Genomic DNA, 16,525 nt, shown 5'->3' on the forward strand with positions numbered 1-16,525 from the left:
CGCGAGACATCAGCCGTTCTTCGCTCGCAGGTAGGCGACCAGCGCGTTCGCATGTCCGTGGCCCAGCTTGTGTTCGTGCTTGAGAAAGGCCACCTGTTCCATGTGCTTCAGCTCCTCCACCGTGTCCAGCACGGCGAACCAGTGCGAGACCGGCTGGCCGTAGGTCTTTTCGATAGAGGGAAAGTAGGACGCGGGTCCCTTGATCTTCGTGTCGGTGCTCATGCGGAATTCCTGATGGGGCGACGCGGAGTGTCGCATGACGGGTCAGCGCGGCATGTGCGCGCGCTTCGGCCCCGCGTCCTTGCGCACGCGGGTTCCATGGGCCATGTCGACGAGCGCCTTGACCGCGGCGGGCGTGGCGTGGGCCAGGTCGATCCGCAGGCCCAGCACCTTGCTGCCCCAGAACAGTTTTTCGACGAAGGCCGGATACATCGCCAGCGCCCGCTCGCGGTCTTCCTCCCCGACGAAGACGTGCAGGTGCGTCGCTTCCGGCGGAATGGTCACGAAGATCTTGCCGCGCACGCGGAACGACGAGTAGGTGTGGTGCGGCTCCTCGGTGACGGCCTCGAGCGAGAGCGCGTGGGTGCGGATGACGGACAGCTTCACCGCCGGCATCCCGTCAGGCGTTGAGCGTCAGCCAGCGCCACGCAGCGAGCATGGCCACCCACGACGCCACGCCCAGCGTCAGCGATACCCGCACCAGCGTGCCGTCCCAGCGACGGGCGAACGCCAGCGACAGCATCATCAGCGGCGCGAGCACGTCCATCGCCAGTTCCAGCGGATGCCAGGCGCGCCACGGCGCTCCGATCACGACGCACAGGACGGCGCAGGCGGCCCCGCCGATACGGGCCCAGATCGGTACCGGACCCGACCCGAGCACCAGCAGGCGGATGTCGTCGCGGGTCATGCCGGCCGTCCTCCCCGCGCCGCCCACCGGTGCCCCAGCCAGGCCATCGGCAGGTAGGCGAACACCAGGTCCACCACGGCGAACCACACCGGCGAGGGCAGCATGGCGACGGCGGCGATGCCGCCGATCAGGAAGCAGGCGCCGACCACCCAGGCCGGTCCGGACGTGCGTCCCGGCGTGGCGAGGGTGGCGATGAGGGCGCCAACCAGCGTGCCGACCGCATGGGCGAGGAAGGGAAACAGGAAATGCTTGGGTTCGAACAGCGGCATCGCCGCCTTCAGGCCTTCGGCGGTGGTGGTGTCGATGCCCGCCGGCGGCGGGATGACGTGGCCGCTGAGCGTGATCAGCGCCATGTTGGCGAAGCTGCCGACGACCACGCCGGCGATGACGGCCAGGATCAAACGGAACACGCGCTTCATGACAACCTCCGGCAAGGATGCGAGGGACTGCCCGTCGGCGTGGGGCCGGCCGTGACTGGAGGCGACTATAGCCGGACTAGCGGCCATGGCGGGCGATACCGGAAAGCCGGCGTCGATACCACGGAATGTGGCGTGCCATGGGGCTCGGTATGGCGCGGCATACGCGGGCCTATGCAGGCTGATACCGGTTGGTATCCATGCCGATGGACGGTGGTATCGAGGTCCAATCTCCAGGTATCGATGGCGGATGGTCCGGCACGGTTCCGCCATGTCGGGAGATGTCGCCCGCGATACGAAACGTCTGGCGCGCGATGCCATCCGGTATCGCCGATGAGACCAATGGGTAGCACCGTCCATGACCAGTCCTATGACGCGCCATAGCGCGCGCTATACTTGGCGATATCGCCGCGCTGTTCGACGGGACCTGCGGCGTGCCACACCCCACCGTCGCCTGTCGCAACGCGGTGCCGACGGGAGCGTCGTGATCCACGATGCGTCGCGGGTGATGCCTCGCTGCATCAAGGGCAGACAGCGGTCTGTCATCGCCGCGTCGCGGGCATCGATTGCCGATGTCGCCGCGTACGCCGTGCCGGCTCGATGGAATGACGGGCGACGGCGCGCAGCATGGCCGCCGATGCGTGTCAGGGTCCGACGCGGCGCCGGAGCAGTCGTGCGACCAGCATCGCGCTGACGCCGCCCATGAGTACGCCGATCACCGGTCCGGCGAAGATCGACAACCCCATCGCCACATAGGCCGGCGCGTCGCACGGCGACTCGCAGCCGGACGATGGCGTCATCGCGTGCATGAGGACGAACAGCATCAGTGCCCAGCCACCGACGAAGCCGAGCAGGGCGGCGATGGCCAGGGCGAGGATCTTCAGCAGTCGCATGCGGGTAGGTCCTAGGCCGCCGGCGCGGACGGGCGATGGCGGCTCAGGCTGACGCCGAACAGGGCGCCGAGGCCTACCGCGACCAGCGAGATCCCGATCGGCAGCGCGTTGCTGGCGATCAGGTCGGGATAGGTGAAGCCGAAGGGCAGGCGATGCAGCTGGTAGATCGCCTTCGCGAACAGCAGGGCGTACACCGCCATGGCGATCGGTGCGAACCCGATCCATCGCGCGACGAAGCCGCCACAGGCGGCGGCGACCAGGCCGAGCAACGCCGTGGCGAAGGGCGGCACTGCATGCTCGGCGGACGCGGCGGCTGTCGGATGCAGGTCGAAGGCGAAGCCCAGGCCGAAGACCAGGGCCATCATGACGATCAGGGCGATGGCGATACGCATGGTGGCGTGGTCCCCGGTGGCGGAATGAAGGTCAGGCAGCTGCGAGCGTCAGTCGCCCGACGGCTCCACGATCACCGCGGTGCCGTAGCACAGCACTTCCGTCAGTCCGGCCATCACGTCGGTGGCGTCGTAGCGCACGGCGACGATGGCGTTGGCGCCCAGCTGCCGCGCATGCTGGCACATGTCGCGGTAAGTCTCATCGCGGGCCTGTTCGCACAGTTCGGTGTAGATGGTGATGTTGCCGCCGAACAGCGATTGCAGACCACCCAGGAAGTTGCCAACGATCGAGCGCGAGCGCACGGTGATGCCGCGCACCATGCCCACGCTGCGGACGATCCGGTAACCGGGCAGTTCCATCGCGGTGGTCACCAGTGCATCGTTCAGGGACAAGGCGGCGCTACGTGTGGTGGCCTGGCCCGGGGTATAGGCGGAGGAGGAGTTGTAGGGATCGGCCATGGAGTCTCGTCGGTGGCGGGAAGGGGATATCAGGACGGCATCGTCTCAGGGCGCGATGGCATGGGCGGCACCGTTGCCATCCTTGACGAAGTAGATCGTCCGGCCGGTTGGGACATCCTGGTCGAGCAGGAACTGGACTTTCGCCGTGCAACGGCACGTCGCGACCGGTCCGTCGGCCTTGAAGGCTAGTTTCAGCGTCACGGTGCCCCAGTCCGGAATCACATCGGGCTCGACCGGACTCAGGCCACAGCTGATGCCCGCCCAGACGGTCGCCACCAGACGCTCTCCGTCGCGCTCGACCAGCAGTCGGTCGGGGCTGTAGGGATCATGTTCCGAGTCACAGGCGGCGATCTGCTTGAACTCGAAGGATTCGGCGGCTATGCCGGTCAAGGGAATGCCGGCCAAGACGAAGGCAACTGCACACCATCGCTTCATTCCGTTCCGCCCCCTCACTGATTGATCGCCGCTACACCCACACATCGTTCTTCGCGGTGTAGTCACCGCCGGTCTCGCCGGTATTCACCACGCCGCGCGGTTCCACCAGCATGATGCTGCACTCGTCGATCGCGACAGGCCGGTGCTCGACGCCCTTGGGCACCACGTACATCTCGCCGGCCGACAGCGGCACCACCTTGTCGCGGAACTCGAGTGTCAGATCGCCCTCGATCACGATGAAGACCTCGTCGGTCTCCGCATGCGCGTGCCAGACGAACTCGCCTTGCACCTTGGCCAGCTTGAACTGGTAGTCGTTCATCTCGGCGATGACACGCGGCGACCAGTGCTCCGAGAAGCGGGCCAGCTTGTCTTTCAGGTTGATGGCGCTGTCTGGCATGGCATCCCTCGGTCGCGGGGCCGGCGATCCGCCCTGACGACGATGATAGGCGGGAAACGGGCACGCGCGCTGCCGTGGACAGCGCGTGCCGCGTCCCGGCTCAGCGTGGCCCGTCCGCCACGCCGTTGTCGATCAGCTCGACCAGCGTGGCCCGCCATGCGTGCGCGCTGTCGGTCTCTTCCCACAGCTCCCGCAGCTCGGAGTGGTCGCCCAGGATCCGCGCCAGGGCGTCGCGGCACTGGCGCAGCAGGTCGTCGTCGATGCTGGGTCGGATGCGCGCCAGCCAGTCGGCCAGTCCTTCTTCCTGCTGCGCCGCCGGGCTGGCGCGCCCGCGCGCGGCCGCCACGATTTCCGCCGCCACGATGGCGAGCTCCGCATCCGGCGCCTCCACGTACTCGGTCGACGTCAGCACGTTGTCCAGCACCTCGCGGAGCAGCGACAGATCGCCGCTGTCCAGCACGTCGATCATGAAGTCCGCCGCGTGGTCGTTCTCGAAGGATCCGGTACCCCAGGTGCCCATGCCGTTCTCCTGCTCGCGATGAAGATGTGGCTATTTGCCGTAGGTTCGCCAGTGCAGCACGCGCGCCTGTTGCACGCTCATGCCGACGAAGCGGTACGTGGTGTGTTCCGCCGGGCAGCGGAAGAACACATACGATGTCCGCAGGCTGGCTTCGTCCGGCCACCACGCGCGTTCGAGCGGTGGAGGGAAGGTCTGCGTGTGTTCGACGGGACGACAGGTGTCCGGAAGGACCAGGGCGCCGGGGTCCGGCAAGGAGAAGGCGAGCATGCTGATGTTGGTGTCGACATCGTGCGACTCGTCGATGTCCGTCGCATCGTCCGGAAACCAGGTCGGGATCCAGCCACCGTCGACGTAGCCGGCGTCCCTGGCCTCCTTGGCCGTTGCGAAATGAACATCGAACAGGGTGTCCAGGCAGCCCGACAGCAGCATGCTGACGGCGACAAGCGCGAACGCCGCCGCCGACGCGCGGATCCGGACACGACACAGACCGCCGGGTTCCTGCGGGGTGTCGTCGTTCATGGCGTCCGCTCGGCGTGGACGTCGGTCATGAAATCCGCCGCGTGGTCGTTCTCGAAGGATCCGGTACCCCAGGCGCCCATCCGCTTCCTCCGTTCTCACCGCAGGCCGTGGGAGGCCTTGAAGCGGTCCAGCAGGTTGAAGAAAAGGACCATGGCCTTGCCGTCGTCCTGCTCGGTGCGGGTGATGGCGGCTTGCCAATGGAGTTGTCCGATATCCAGGATGCCTGCCGGGGTCGTCAGCGAATCCCGCTCGTCCTCGTGTCCGGTCGACGTCCGCACGAAATCCGAGAAGTGCATCAGGAAGAGCGTGTCATGGGCATCGCTGGTCCCGTGCTCGATCAGGGCCGACTCGTAGCCCTCGATGAAGGCGCACAGCGTGACGAAACCCGCCGGCGTCAGGTGCATGTCCGGGTGCCTCCTGACACGTTCAAGTACGTCGAAAAACGCCATGGCGTGCTCCTTGGTTGGCGAGACGGGACATGATCAATCAGCCTGTGGCCATCGTCATTCGACCGGCATGCACGGGGCGGTGCGAAGACTTCCGGCCACCACGGGTGTCCAGGTCTCTTCGAGCGTGGCGATCGCAGGACCATCGGGCGTGCGACGCCAACGACGCTCGACGCGGGACACCGGTCGATCCTGGTGCAGTACGAAGTAGTAGGTGGGCCCGTCCACGAAGCCGTCCCCTTCTTCGTGCAGCGAGGGAATGCCGACGCTGATGCCCCAGGATCCCCAGTCGGGCACGTGGTCGTCGATATGCGAGAAGCCCATGCCCGACACGATCTCCACGTCCTCGATCTTAGGCAGCGGAATATCGCTGAGGAGGTCCGCCGGGAGCCAGCTGGCCGTCTGCCCGACCTGGATGCATAGCGCGGACAGGCGATTGTCGTGTGCGGCCGCGTAGACGACGTGTCCGTCGACCGTGCGGACCCATTGTTCGGCGGGTAGGCTGATCAGTGGAGACGTCGACAGGGCCGGCCATGCGGTGATGGCGGCGAGCAGGCCCAGGAGTACGCAAGCAGCGCGTGATCGCGACGAGGCCATCGGCGTGGCGTCTTCGGTGGGCGGATTATCGATTCTGCAAGGCTGGTCCGTCATCGCGTTCCCTGCTGTCGGACGGCGTCCTGTTCCGGACGTTGTGTCGGGTACCGCAGCTGGAAGGCGCGCGCGGCCGGCGCGGCGCACTGCGCCAGGCGGTCGAGGGCGTCGGTGAGCGCATCCTGCAGCGGATGCCCGATCCCGACGTACGACCAGTCCGTCTGGTTGCCGTGGCCATCGCGCGCACTCAGGAAGTACGTCGTGCCATGCAGCACCGTGGGCATAATGGGGTCGTCGAACGCGTGGCCGATGGGGATGCTCCGGGTCGCCAGATCCTTGTAGATGGCGGCCGCGGCGGGGCAAGCGTCATGGTCGATGAGGATGGAGCAACTGTTGTTCCAGCTGCCGACGGCCATGAGAATCCTGGGTGGTTCCACCGCTTGAGCGAAGACGCCGGTCCGACCCTGCCTGAAGTGGACCAGCAATCCCGGGCCTTTGCTCGAGTCGGGCAAGCGCCCGATCCGGATATCCGTCGGCCGCAGCTCCGTGTCGAGGTCATCCGGAAACAGGACGACTTCAGACAAGCCGTTCGACCGGCATCCATTCTCCATTGTCGACCAGTGGGCGAGGGACACCTCCGGAGGCGCGCTCGCGCATCCGGTCAGCAGCACGATCACCAGCAGCGTGATGGCCTTCATGGCTCGCGCATGTGTCGGTGCAAGGGCGTCGGACATGGAAGACATCCAGGTCAGAAGGAGGCGCGCGGGGCGTACGGGACCAGCGTGCACATCGTCGGATACTTCGCCATGTAGCGCACGGGGACGATCGTGCCCGGGGCGAACCGCTTGGCCCACGGCGAGATGGCGTTGTTGCAGGTGATCGGTTCCGCTTCGCCCTGCGGCGTGAACCGGAAGTACACCAGCAGGTACTCGTCCCGCTCGTAGTACAGGATTTCCGCGTCGGCCAGCCGGCCTTTGCGCAGGACGAGTTCGCCCGCTTCCTTCTCCGCCCTCGACACACCGAACATGAAGGCCACCAGAAGCCAGGCCACCAGCACGCCGAGGATCAGCAGGAGGGTCACGGCACCCGGCCCCCGCGCGCCGCCGTGAACAGCGCGTACCACTCCTCGCGGCTCAGCGTGACGCCATCCGCCGCGCAGCAGGCGGCGAGCCTGGCCGGATCGGTGGTGCCGACGATGGGCTGGATGCCGGCGGGGTGGCGCAGCAGCCAGGCGAGCTGGATCGCTTCCGGCGTGACGTTCTTCGCTTCCGCCAGCTGGCGGAGCAGCAACGAGGTGCCGCGAACGACGGGATCGGCGAACTCCGAGGTGGTGGCCAGCTTGCCGCCGGCCAGCGGCGACCAGGCCTGCACGCGGATGTCGTGCAGGCGGCAGTAGTCCAGCGTGCCGGAGGCCGAGGCGTAGGCATGCCCGGTGGTGTTGGCGACCACGCCGTCGTCGATCAGATGATGGTGCAGCAGGCTGGCTTCCACCTGGTTCGCCACCAGCGGCTGCCGTAGGTGTCGACGCAGCAGTTCGATCTGCCCGGCCGTGTGGTTGCTGATGCCGAAATGCCGCACCTTGCCGGCCGCGTGCAGATCGTCGAAGGCACGCGCGACCTCGTCCGGTTCCACCAGCGCATCGGGACGGTGCAGCAACAGCACGTCCAGGTGGTCGACGCCGAGCCGCGACAGGCTGCCGTCGACCGAGGCCACGATATGCGCATGGCTGAAGTCGTAACGGCCCGATGTGCCGGGCGGATCGTCGGCGAAGCGGATGCCGCACTTGGACTGCAATACCATGCGGTCGCGCAGGCCCGGCGAGGCGCGCAGCACATCGCCGAAGATCTGCTCGGACTTGCCGCGCGCATAGATGTCGGCGTGGTCGAAGAGGGTGATGCCGCCGGCGAGTGCGGTCTCCACCAGCCGTTGCGCCTGGCGCCGCTCCTCCGCGTTGACCGGCGTGGCGTCCCAGGCGCGGCTGAGCTGCATGCAGCCGTACGCGATGCGCGAGGCGGGCAGGCCGGCGGCCATGAGGTAGGTCTTCATCGTGGAGTCGCGGATTCCTGAGAGGGCATCATGATAGGGCCGCGACGTGGATCAGTAGTGTCGCCGCTCCGCGGCCAATCGGCGGGCGAGGGCGTCCACTTCGAGCGGATGCGCCAGGTGGTAGCCCTGCACGTCGTCGACGCCGAGCGCCTGCAGCGCCGCCAGTTCCGTCGCCGTTTCCACGCCCTCGGCGACCACGTGCGACTGCGTCTGGCGGGCGAATTCGATCAGCGCCGCGGCGAGCGCGCGACGCGGCGAATCGCTGTCGATGCCGCGGGTCAGGCTGAGGTCGAGCTTGATGATGTCGGGGTGGATTGCCAGCACGTGGCGCATGCTGGCGTAGCCGGCACCGGCGTCGTCCACTGCGATCCGTACGCCCGCTTCGCGCAACGGCACCAGCCGTTCGTTGAGCAGCTTGTAGTCGTCGACCAGCGAATGCTCGGTGATCTCCAGCACCACGCGGCGCGGATCCAGGTCGTCGATGTAGCCGTCGATGCCGCCGCTGATGATGGTCTGCGGTGACACGTTCAGTGCCACGTAGAAGTCACCCTCGATGCCGCGCAGGCCGTCCAGCGCAGACAAGATGGCGTTGAGTTCCAGTCGCACGCCCAGGCCGATCTCGCGCGCTTCGGCGAACCAGACGTCCGGCGTGCGCCGCGGTTCCAACTCGAAGCGCGACAGGCATTCCACGCCGACGATGCGGCGTTCGCTGCTGCGGTAGATGGGCTGGTACACCATGTGCGGCTGGCCCAGTTCCAGCACCGCGGTGATGCGGGCGACCTTTTCCTCGTGTTCCTGCACCGCATCCAGGTCGCCGTCGATCTGGTAGGCCAGCAGGTCGGCGAAGGCGCGCATCATGTGCAGGTCGCGCTGGCTTAGCGAGAGGTTGGCGGCCAGGCTGAAGCAGCAGAACGTGCCGTAGACGCGACCGTCGCGCAACTGGATGGGCACGCTGAGGTGGGAGCCGATGGGCACGGCCGCCGTCTCGGGAATCTGCACCACCGAGGGTATGGCGGCGGTGTCCGGAATCAACTGCGGGATACTGCCTTCGACCACCCGCATGCAGTAGCCCTCGTCGAGCGGACTGGAGTCGCCTGGCCGGATCGGCGCTCGGTCCAGACGGGTGACGACATGCCGGAACACGCGGTGGCTGCCATGGAATTCAGTGACGAAGGCCACGTCCATGTCGAGGTGGCGGCGCACGGCGTCGAGCAGGCGGTCGACGTTGCGCGCGATGGCCACGGCACCCGGTCCGCCATCGAGCCAGGCGTCGGTCAATGCGTGTTCTGGACTCCTGTCGATCACGGACTTCCTCCTGAAGGCAGGTACGCGACAAATAGTCGGCTTCCGGTCCTGCCCCCGCCGCAATGACGTCGGGGAGGATGGCGTGGGGCAAGTCGGGTAGACCACGCCGCAGATCCGGGGCCTGGTCGAGTGTAACCTCAAGTCACAATGGTGGGGATGTGCCGGACGATGCCGATTCGGTTGCGTCCAATGCATGAAGCGGAGCTTCTGCGGGCAGCACCACGATGCCATCCAGCACGGCACTCCAGTCGGCCCGCAACGTGTGGTCATACATGACGACCGAAGACGCGATCTCCCCCGTCCGGCGGAGACGGGCACGATCCAGATAGCCCGCGTTGTCGTCGCGGTGTTCGAGGGCGTTGCCGTCGTTAGCGATGCTTACGGGGTGCCGTGATGGACGCCCGTGCTGCCCGGTCTTCGCGGAGAAGCCGATGCTGGCGAGCTGGTCGCCGAAGTGCGCTTGCAGATGCATGCCCAGCGAAAGCCGGTCGGGATGGTCGGGCAGGGCAGCCTTCACCGCATGTCGGGTCGACGTCCAGATGATGGCGCGTTCGCCGGGCGCTCGCGCGTGATGCCACATGAAGTTCTGCGCCATTGCATCGTCGCGGATGTTGAACGCGTGGCCGCCTTCCATGTCGAGGGAGTGACGGAGACTGGCGGTCATCCGGTGGGAGGCCCGGTCGGCCTCGGCCTCCGAGCGGGCCAGCACCTGTTCGATGTCCGCCATACAGCGACGGAGTCGTTCGCGGAAGGCATCGTCATACCGATTCGCTGCGTCGAACTCCCATCGTGTCAGGCGGCCGAGCTGGTCTTCGCATGCATCGCGCTGCGCGCCCGCGTGCGCGGCGAGGCGCCGCGGTAGCGTGGTTTCCGAGAAGTGCTGCGTGAGGCCACCCGTCTGCACGTCCAGTCCACGCACGCGCACCCGGCCCGCGTCGACCTCGTTCCACAGCCAGCGCAATGTCGGTTCGAACTCCCGCGTTCCGGTCCATATCGCACCGACGGCATCGCCGAGCAGTGCCGGGTGGGCATCGCGCGTGGCCAGGCGCTCTTCGAGATCAAGGAACTCGTAAACGGGACTCTCGAAGTAGAGGGTGTCGAAACCGCAACGTTCGACGAGGGCTTGCACGATGCGTCCCTTCATCGCCACGGTGGCCCCGGCACCGTGGCCGGAATCCTCACCGAGCATCACGACCCGCCTGGAGCACTGCGCCTCGACGACGGCATCGACAACGGCGTCGACGGTCGGCACCGCGGCTATGGCAGGGCACGAGGAGCCAAGTGCCGACAGCAGGATGGCAGCGTGGACGATGTTCTTCAGCATGCCGGCCCTCCCTGGCCCGCGGAACCGGTCGCTAAGCCACGAACGGTTTCAACGCGACGCCGAGACCCTGCATGTCCTCCGGCTCGCCGACCAGATCGGAGCGGAGCAGGGGGCGGGAATCGATCCACTTCTTGCTGACCACCAGATCCAGGCGGTCGCCGCTGGCGGTGGCGTCCAGGCGTGGGATCGCTTCGGCATCGTGCGAGCGGTGCAGCAGCACGGCCAGGCGCAGCAGCGCGGCCTTGCGCTTGGCGCCCACCAACAGGCGGTCGGGGAGGGCGTCGAAGGCGGTCTTCGGTACGCCACGCCGGTGCGTGCGTACCAGCGCCGAGAGCACCTGCTGTTCCTGCCGCGAGAAGCCTTCGATGTCGGAGTGCTCCAGCAGGTAGGCGCCGTGCACGTGGTACTGGCTGTGCGCGATGGCCAGGCCGATCTCGTGCAGGCGCGCGGCCCAGCCGAGCATGCGGGCATCGTCGTCGTCCAGGTTCCAGCTGTCCTCGACCTGTTCGAACAGGCGCATAGCAGTGGCTTCCACGCGCGCGGCCTGGAATTCGTCGATGCCGTAGCGCTGCATCAGCGCGGCGGTGGACAGGTCGCGCGGATCGTTCTCGCTGCCGCGGCCCAGCATGTCGAACAGGATGCCTTCGCGCATCGCCGCCTTGCTGACCATCAGGCGCTGCAGGCCCAGCGCTTCGAACGCGGCTTCCAGCACCAGCACGCCGCCGGCGATGATCGGGCGGCGGTCGTTCGACAGGCCCGGGAGGTCGATGGCCTCGATGCGGTCGGCCTGCAACAGCTTGTCGCGCACCTGCGGCAGCGCTTCGGCGGTCACCGCGCCCTTGGTCAGCTTCATTGCCGCGCAGATCTCGCCGATCGCCTTGGCGGTACCGGACGAGCCGATGGCTTCCTGCCAGCCGAGGTTGCGGTAGACGCCGGCGAACTGCTGGAACTCGGCGCCGATCTCGGTCAGTGCTTCCTTCCAGCGCTTGCGCGACAGTTTGCCGCCGGGGAAGAAGCGGCGCGTGCTGGCGATGCAGCCGGCCTGCAGGCTTTCGCGTTCCAGCGTCTCGAAGCCGCGGCCGATGATGAACTCCGTGGAGCCGCCGCCGATGTCGATGACCAGGCGGCGCTGGTGGGTTTTCGGCGGCTGCGCATGCGCCACGCCCAGGTAGATCAGGCGGGCCTCTTCGCGGCCGGACACCACTTCGATCGGCTTGCCGAGCGCGGCTTCCGCGGCCGACAGGAAATCCTGCGGGTCGCGCAGCTGGCGCACGGTGTTGGTGGCGAGCGCACGCACGCGTGTTGCGGGAATGTCGCGGATGCGCTGGCCGAAGCGCGACAGGCAGTCGAGCGCGCGTTGCCGCGCCGCGGCGGACAGGCCGCCCTTGCCGTCCAGGCCATCGGCCATGCGCACGGTTTCGCGCAGACGGTCGACCACGCGCAGCTGGCCGAGCAGCGAGCGCGCGACGATCATGTGGAAACTGTTGGAGCCCAGGTCGATCGCGGCCAACAGTTCCCCGTCCTGGAGCGGCGGGGAGGTGGGGGAGGTCAGGGGCGCCATGCCGGCAGTTTAGCCAATGGCGCCGCGCATTGCTTCACCGCGATGACACGCTGCGTCATCGCGCCGTGCGTCCATGGGTCGCATCACACCTTCGCCAGCAACGTGCCCTGCGCGGAATGCGGCGTCCCGTCGCCGGGCGTCAGCTTGATGTAGCTGCCGTCGGCCTGCAGTTCCCAGGCATTGCAGTTGTCGTCGAGGTAGTTCTGCAGGCCGTCCTTGAACACGCGCGCGGCGAGGTCCTTGTCGAGGATCGGGAAGCAGGTCTCCACGCGGTGCAGCAGGTTGCGCTCCAGCCAGTCGGCGCTGGCGCAGTACAGTTCCGGCGCGCCGTCGTTGCCGAACCAGTACAGGCGACTGTGTTCGAGGAAGCGCCCGACGATGGAGCGCACGCGGATGTTGTCAGAAATGCCCGGTACGCCCGGGCGGACGGCGCAGGCGCCGCGCACGATCAGGTCGATCTTCACGCCGGCCTGCGAGGCGGCGTACAGCGCACGGATGATGCGCGCCTCGTTGATCGCATTGACCTTGACGATGATACGAGCGGGCTTGCCGGCCCTGGCGAGTTTGGCTTCCCGTTCGATCTTCTTGATCAGCCCCGGGTGCAGGGTGAACGGCGACTGCAACAGGCGCTTGAGCTTGGTCGTCGGTGCCAGGCCCGACAGCTGCTGGAACAGCAGGTGCACGTCGCTGCCGATGTCGGGATCGGCGGTGATCAGACCGATGTCGGTGTAGGCGCGAGCCGTGCCGCTGTGGTAGTTGCCGGTGCCCAGGTGCACGTAGCGACGCAGCTTGCGGCCCTCGCGGCGCACGATCAGCAGCATCTTGGCGTGGGTCTTGTAGCCCACCACGCCGTACACGACCTGCGCGCCGGCTTCCTGCAGGCGGTCGGCGACGCCGAGATTGGCATCCTCGTCGAAGCGCGCACGCAGTTCCACCACCACGGTGACGTCCTTGCCGTTGCGCGCGGCCTGCACCAGCGCCTCGACGATGGCCGAGTCCTTGCCGGTGCGGTACAGCGTCTGCTTGATGGCCAGCACGTCGGGATCGACGGCCGCCTGCTTGATCAGCTCGTGTACCGCAGCGAAAGAATCGAAGGGGTGGTGCAGCAGCACGTCGTCGTCGGCGACCTTTTCGAAGATCGCTTCGCTGTCGCGCAACGGGCGCGGGGTGAAGGCGGGGTACTTCAGTTCCGGGCGCTGCACCAGGTCGTAGACCTGGATCACGCGGTTGAGGTTGACCGGGCCGTTGATCGGATAGACCGCGTTGTCTGGCAACGCGAAATTCTGCAGCAGCTGCCGCACGATCGGCTTGGGGCAGTCGTGCGCGATCTCGAGCCGCACCGCCGGACGGTAGCCACGGCCGACCAGTTCGTCGCGCAGGGCCAGCGCCAGGTTCTCGACTTCCTCCTCGTCCACGACCACTTCCGAGTTGCGGGTGACGCGGAACTGGTAGGAACCCTTCACTTCCATGCCGGGGAACAGTTCGTCGACGAACACCGACAGCACCGAGGACAGCAGCACGAAGTCGTTCTCGCCGCCCGACACGCGCTGCGGCAGGTGGATGATGCGCGGCAGCGAGCGCGGTGCGCGCACGATGGCCAGGTGGCCGGCGCGGCCGAACGCGTCCTTGCCCTTCAGCACCACCACGATGTTGAGCGACTTGTTGAGGATCTTGGGGAACGGATGCGCCGGGTCCAGGCCCAGCGGCGACAGCACCGGCATGATCTCGTTGCGGAAGTAGGCGCGCAGCCAGCGCGTCTGCCGCGCATTCCAGCTGTCGCGGCCGAACACGCGCACGCCGGCCTCGGCCAGGCCGGGGCGCAGCACGTCGTTCCAGCACTTGTACTGCGCGTCGACCAGTTCGGCGGCGCGGTCGTGGATCTTGTTGAGCACGGTGGCCGGGCTCATGCCGTCCGCGCCCGGCGGCAGGCCGAAGTCGAGCGCATGGCGCACGGTCGCCGCGCGGATCTCGAAGAACTCGTCGAGGTTGGTGCACGAGATGCAGAGGAAGCGCAGGCGCTCCAGCAGCGGCACCGTCGGGTCCTGTGCCTGGGCCAGCACGCGGAAGTTGAAGTCCAGCTGGGACAGCTCGCGGTTGAGGTAGAGCGCCGGGTCGCGCAGCGCGTCTTCGCCGGTGGCAGGAGCGGGCGTGGTGTCCGGTGCGGCGTTCATGCGGTCTGGCTGTCCGTGGCAAGAGGAAGGGTCGCGTCGAGGCGCGGTTCCACGCGCTCGGCACCGAAATGGATGGAGAACACGCTGCCCTGGCCGACCTCGCTCTCGATCTCGAGGCGGGCCTGGTGCAGGTTCAGTACGTGCTTGACGATCGACAGGCCCAGGCCGGTGCCACCGCTCTCGCGCGAGCGGCTGGTGGACACGCGGTAGAAGCGCTCGGTGATGCGCGGCAGGTGCGAGGTCGGAATGCCGTAGCCGGTATCGCGCACGCTGAGCACCGCGCCGTCGCCCTCGCGTGCGAAGCGTACGGTGATGGTGCCGCCGACCGGGGTGTAGCGCACCGCATTGCTGACCAGGTTGGAGAACGCGCTGTGCAGTTCCTTGTTGGAGCCGGACAGGTCCAGGGTGGTTTCGTCCTGCACCACGATGGTGTGGCGGCGCTGGCTGAGCGCTTCGGCTTCGCGCCGCAGCGTGGCCAGCATCGGCGCCATCGCCACGTTCTCGTCGGGCAGGCTGTCCTGCGCTTCGAGGCGCGACAGCGTCAGCAGGTCTTCGACCAGCTGGGTCATGCGCTGCGACTGCTTCTGCATTTCGGCGAGCATCGGCGCCCAGTCCGGATACTCGGTGGGTTCCAGCATGTCGAGGTAGCCGTGCACGACAGTCAGCGGCGTGCGCAGTTCGTGCGAGACGTTGGCGACGAAGTCGCGGCGCATCTGTTCCAGCCGCAGCATCTTGCTGACGTCGCGCGCGACCAGCAGCCAGTATTCGTCGGAATAGGGGATCAGCCGCAGGTTGAGGCGCAGGTTCGGGTCCACCGGCGAGGCGGCGTCCAGCATGGGCTCCGCGTTGCGGCCGGCGGCCAGCCAGTGCGACATCGGCAGCGGCTGCAGGCGGTCGCCGACGGGCGTGCCGATGTCGGTCGGGTACTGCAGGCCGAGCAGGCTGGTGGCGGCCTTGTTGAACCACTGCACGCGCTGGCTGTTGCGTTCCACCACCACCACGGCATCGGGCAGGGCGGCGGCGGCAGCACGGTAGGCGCGCAGCATGTCGAGCAGGCGACGCTTGCGGGTGCGCATCTCGGCCTGGCCGCGGAACAGCAGGCGGTCGAGCTCGTTCCAGACACCCTTGCCCTGCGAGGGCTCCAGCCGCTGGCGGGCGGTCAGCCGCAGCAGCACCTTGCGCAGGCGCCAGTAGTGCCACGCCACCACGCCGAGCGCCGCGATGGTGACGACCGACCAGACGTAGCCCAGCAGCAGCCCGACCACGACGGCCAGCGCCAGGACCAGCGCCAGCTGGCCGAGCGTCTTGAACCACGCGGTGCGTATGTCGTGGGGCATGGACCGATTGTGTCAGATGTCTGTGACAGCCCGCGCAGGCGGCGCAGAGGCGCCGCCCGGCAGGTCACATGGCGGCCGAGAAGCGATAGCCCGACCCGCGCACGGTCTGCACCATGTTCTCCAGCGCGTGCGGCTCCAGCGTCTTGCGCAGGCGGCGGATGTGCACGTCGACCGTACGTTCTTCCACGTAGACGCTGCCGCCCCAGACGTGGTCGAGCAGCTGCGTGCGCGAGTAGACGCGCTCGGGATGGGTCATGAAGAAGTGCAGCAGGCGGTACTCGGTGGGACCGATGGCGACCGGGGTGTCGCCGGCGAACACGCGGTGGGCGGCACCGTCGATGCGCAGGTTGCCGACCGCCACGCTGCCGTCCTCGTCGTCGTCGCGCGAGCGGCGCATGACGGCACGGATGCGCGCCAGCAGTTCGCGCGCGGAGAAGGGCTTGACCACGTAGTCGTCGACGCCGGCCTCCAGCCCGCCGACGCGATCGTTCTCCTCGCCGCGGGCGGTGAGCATGATGATCGGCACGTCGCGGGTCATGGCGTCCTTGCGCCAGCGGCGGGCCAGTTCCAGGCCGCTGGTGCCGGGCAACATCCAGTCCAGCAGGATCAGGTCCGGCACGCGGTCGGCGATGGCGTTCTGGGCTTCTCGGGCGTCGCCGGCGTGGATCGGTTCGTATTCGCCCTTGCGCAGGGCGAACGCCACCATGTCGCGGATGGCGGGCTCGTCGTCGACGATCAGGATGTGCTTCTGCACGCAGGATCCGTGGGGCGAGGGGGACCGTGCCAGTAGACGACAATTTTGTGACGTT

23 protein-coding genes are annotated in these 16,525 nt (G+C 67.6%); all 23 read right to left on the reverse strand.

Annotation, left to right across the window (positions count from 1 at the left end; translation table 11 throughout):
- Positions 1-9 precede the first annotated feature (9 nt).
- The 23 genes from AC04MD_RS01850 to phoB all read right to left on the reverse strand — a co-directional run bounded on the left by AC04MD_RS01850 (position 10) and on the right by phoB (position 16,470).
- Entirely contained in the window at positions 10-222 is a 213-nt protein-coding gene (locus AC04MD_RS01850) for a DUF4287 domain-containing protein (RefSeq protein WP_475495637.1), read from the reverse strand.
- 42 nt (positions 223-264) lie between these two features.
- Entirely contained in the window at positions 265-606 is a 342-nt protein-coding gene (locus AC04MD_RS01855) for an MmcQ/YjbR family DNA-binding protein (protein WP_475495638.1), read from the reverse strand.
- A gap of 13 nt (positions 607-619) precedes the next feature.
- Positions 620-907 (reverse strand): hypothetical protein, encoded by a 288-nt coding sequence (locus AC04MD_RS01860; RefSeq protein ID WP_475495639.1) that lies wholly within the window; start codon positions 905-907, stop codon positions 620-622.
- Positions 904-1,326 carry a hypothetical protein gene (locus AC04MD_RS01865; RefSeq protein ID WP_475495640.1) on the reverse strand — a complete coding sequence of 141 codons (423 nt, stop codon included), beginning with the start codon at positions 1,324-1,326 and terminating at the stop codon, positions 904-906. The genes AC04MD_RS01860 and AC04MD_RS01865 overlap by 4 nt, the downstream gene beginning before the upstream one ends.
- Positions 1,327-1,967: 641 nt before the next feature.
- Entirely contained in the window at positions 1,968-2,216 is a 249-nt protein-coding gene (locus AC04MD_RS01870; protein WP_475495641.1) for a hypothetical protein, read from the reverse strand.
- A gap of 11 nt (positions 2,217-2,227) precedes the next feature.
- The gene (locus AC04MD_RS01875) at positions 2,228-2,608 is read right to left on the reverse strand and encodes a hypothetical protein (RefSeq protein WP_475495642.1); all 381 of its coding nucleotides are present in this window, start codon (positions 2,606-2,608) and stop codon (positions 2,228-2,230) included.
- 48 nt (positions 2,609-2,656) lie between these two features.
- The gene (locus AC04MD_RS01880; RefSeq protein WP_475495643.1) at positions 2,657-3,064 is read right to left on the reverse strand and encodes a YbjQ family protein; all 408 of its coding nucleotides are present in this window, start codon (positions 3,062-3,064) and stop codon (positions 2,657-2,659) included.
- Between the two features lie 45 nt (positions 3,065-3,109).
- On the reverse strand, positions 3,110-3,499 hold the full coding sequence (locus tag AC04MD_RS01885; protein ID WP_475495644.1) for a hypothetical protein: 390 nt from the start codon (positions 3,497-3,499) through the stop codon (positions 3,110-3,112).
- A gap of 31 nt (positions 3,500-3,530) precedes the next feature.
- A complete protein-coding gene (locus AC04MD_RS01890) occupies positions 3,531-3,896 on the reverse strand; it encodes a cupin domain-containing protein (RefSeq protein WP_475495645.1) in 366 nt (121 codons plus the stop codon).
- A 100-nt stretch (positions 3,897-3,996) separates the two neighbouring features.
- Positions 3,997-4,416 (reverse strand): DUF4259 domain-containing protein, encoded by a 420-nt coding sequence (locus AC04MD_RS01895; RefSeq protein ID WP_475495646.1) that lies wholly within the window; start codon positions 4,414-4,416, stop codon positions 3,997-3,999.
- A 30-nt stretch (positions 4,417-4,446) separates the two neighbouring features.
- On the reverse strand, positions 4,447-4,935 hold the full coding sequence (locus tag AC04MD_RS01900; protein ID WP_475495647.1) for a YbbD-related protein: 489 nt from the start codon (positions 4,933-4,935) through the stop codon (positions 4,447-4,449).
- Positions 4,932-5,015 (reverse strand): DUF4259 domain-containing protein, encoded by an 84-nt coding sequence (locus tag AC04MD_RS01905; protein ID WP_475496151.1) that lies wholly within the window; start codon positions 5,013-5,015, stop codon positions 4,932-4,934. The genes AC04MD_RS01900 and AC04MD_RS01905 overlap by 4 nt, the downstream gene beginning before the upstream one ends.
- Before the next feature lie 15 nt (positions 5,016-5,030).
- Positions 5,031-5,384 carry a hypothetical protein gene (locus tag AC04MD_RS01910; RefSeq protein ID WP_475495648.1) on the reverse strand — a complete coding sequence of 118 codons (354 nt, stop codon included), beginning with the start codon at positions 5,382-5,384 and terminating at the stop codon, positions 5,031-5,033.
- A 54-nt stretch (positions 5,385-5,438) separates the two neighbouring features.
- Entirely contained in the window at positions 5,439-6,032 is a 594-nt protein-coding gene (locus AC04MD_RS01915; protein ID WP_475495649.1) for a hypothetical protein, read from the reverse strand.
- Positions 6,029-6,706, reverse strand: coding sequence for a hypothetical protein (locus tag AC04MD_RS01920; protein WP_475495650.1), 678 nt, complete (start codon positions 6,704-6,706; stop codon positions 6,029-6,031). Before AC04MD_RS01920 ends, AC04MD_RS01915 begins: the two co-directional genes overlap by 4 nt.
- Positions 6,707-6,720: 14 nt before the next feature.
- The gene (locus AC04MD_RS01925; RefSeq protein ID WP_475495651.1) at positions 6,721-7,053 is read right to left on the reverse strand and encodes a hypothetical protein; all 333 of its coding nucleotides are present in this window, start codon (positions 7,051-7,053) and stop codon (positions 6,721-6,723) included.
- On the reverse strand, positions 7,050-8,018 hold the full coding sequence (locus tag AC04MD_RS01930; protein WP_475495652.1) for an aldo/keto reductase: 969 nt from the start codon (positions 8,016-8,018) through the stop codon (positions 7,050-7,052). The genes AC04MD_RS01925 and AC04MD_RS01930 overlap by 4 nt, the downstream gene beginning before the upstream one ends.
- Positions 8,019-8,069: 51 nt before the next feature.
- A complete protein-coding gene (locus AC04MD_RS01935; RefSeq protein ID WP_475495653.1) occupies positions 8,070-9,323 on the reverse strand; it encodes a sensor domain-containing phosphodiesterase in 1,254 nt (417 codons plus the stop codon).
- 142 nt (positions 9,324-9,465) lie between these two features.
- Positions 9,466-10,647, reverse strand: a complete 1,182-nt coding sequence (locus AC04MD_RS01940; protein ID WP_475495654.1) for an erythromycin esterase family protein — start codon at positions 10,645-10,647, stop codon at positions 9,466-9,468.
- Positions 10,648-10,678: 31 nt separating this feature from the next.
- Entirely contained in the window at positions 10,679-12,199 is a 1,521-nt protein-coding gene (gene ppx, locus AC04MD_RS01945; RefSeq protein ID WP_475496152.1) for an exopolyphosphatase, read from the reverse strand.
- Between the two features lie 92 nt (positions 12,200-12,291).
- Positions 12,292-14,379, reverse strand: coding sequence for a polyphosphate kinase 1 (ppk1, locus tag AC04MD_RS01950; protein WP_475495655.1), 2,088 nt, complete (start codon positions 14,377-14,379; stop codon positions 12,292-12,294).
- Positions 14,376-15,716 (reverse strand): phosphate regulon sensor histidine kinase PhoR, encoded by a 1,341-nt coding sequence (gene phoR / locus AC04MD_RS01955; protein ID WP_475495656.1) that lies wholly within the window; start codon positions 15,714-15,716, stop codon positions 14,376-14,378. Before phoR ends, ppk1 begins: the two co-directional genes overlap by 4 nt.
- 64 nt (positions 15,717-15,780) lie before the next feature.
- Positions 15,781-16,470 (reverse strand): phosphate regulon transcriptional regulator PhoB, encoded by a 690-nt coding sequence (gene phoB, locus AC04MD_RS01960; RefSeq protein WP_062356626.1) that lies wholly within the window; start codon positions 16,468-16,470, stop codon positions 15,781-15,783.
- Positions 16,471-16,525 lie beyond the last annotated feature (55 nt).

Source organism: Pseudoxanthomonas sp. LjRoot206 (assembly GCF_056175725.1).

Bases quoted from the DNA above. Each gene is read 5' to 3' on its own strand.
- AC04MD_RS01910 (WP_475495648.1), bottom strand. From the start codon at position 5,384: ATGGCGTTTTTCGACGTACTTGAACGTGTCAGGAGGCACCCGGACATG.
- AC04MD_RS01880 (WP_475495643.1), bottom strand. From the start codon at position 3,064: ATGGCCGATCCCTACAACTCCTCCTCCGCCTATACCCCGGGCCAGGCC.
- AC04MD_RS01870 (WP_475495641.1), bottom strand. From the start codon at position 2,216: ATGCGACTGCTGAAGATCCTCGCCCTGGCCATCGCCGCCCTGCTCGGC.
- AC04MD_RS01900 (WP_475495647.1), bottom strand. From the start codon at position 4,935: ATGAACGACGACACCCCGCAGGAACCCGGCGGTCTGTGTCGTGTCCGG.
- AC04MD_RS01930 (WP_475495652.1), bottom strand. From the start codon at position 8,018: ATGAAGACCTACCTCATGGCCGCCGGCCTGCCCGCCTCGCGCATCGCG.
- AC04MD_RS01905 (WP_475496151.1), bottom strand. From the start codon at position 5,015: ATGGGCGCCTGGGGTACCGGATCCTTCGAGAACGACCACGCGGCGGAT.
- AC04MD_RS01940 (WP_475495654.1), bottom strand. From the start codon at position 10,647: ATGCTGAAGAACATCGTCCACGCTGCCATCCTGCTGTCGGCACTTGGC.
- AC04MD_RS01915 (WP_475495649.1), bottom strand. From the start codon at position 6,032: ATGACGGACCAGCCTTGCAGAATCGATAATCCGCCCACCGAAGACGCC.
- AC04MD_RS01895 (WP_475495646.1), bottom strand. From the start codon at position 4,416: ATGGGCACCTGGGGTACCGGATCCTTCGAGAACGACCACGCGGCGGAC.
- AC04MD_RS01865 (WP_475495640.1), bottom strand. From the start codon at position 1,326: ATGAAGCGCGTGTTCCGTTTGATCCTGGCCGTCATCGCCGGCGTGGTC.
- phoR (WP_475495656.1), bottom strand. From the start codon at position 15,716: ATGCCCCACGACATACGCACCGCGTGGTTCAAGACGCTCGGCCAGCTG.
- ppk1 (WP_475495655.1), bottom strand. From the start codon at position 14,379: ATGAACGCCGCACCGGACACCACGCCCGCTCCTGCCACCGGCGAAGAC.
- AC04MD_RS01850 (WP_475495637.1), bottom strand. From the start codon at position 222: ATGAGCACCGACACGAAGATCAAGGGACCCGCGTCCTACTTTCCCTCT.
- AC04MD_RS01920 (WP_475495650.1), bottom strand. From the start codon at position 6,706: ATGTCCGACGCCCTTGCACCGACACATGCGCGAGCCATGAAGGCCATC.
- AC04MD_RS01890 (WP_475495645.1), bottom strand. From the start codon at position 3,896: ATGCCAGACAGCGCCATCAACCTGAAAGACAAGCTGGCCCGCTTCTCG.
- AC04MD_RS01885 (WP_475495644.1), bottom strand. From the start codon at position 3,499: ATGAAGCGATGGTGTGCAGTTGCCTTCGTCTTGGCCGGCATTCCCTTG.
- AC04MD_RS01875 (WP_475495642.1), bottom strand. From the start codon at position 2,608: ATGCGTATCGCCATCGCCCTGATCGTCATGATGGCCCTGGTCTTCGGC.
- AC04MD_RS01860 (WP_475495639.1), bottom strand. From the start codon at position 907: ATGACCCGCGACGACATCCGCCTGCTGGTGCTCGGGTCGGGTCCGGTA.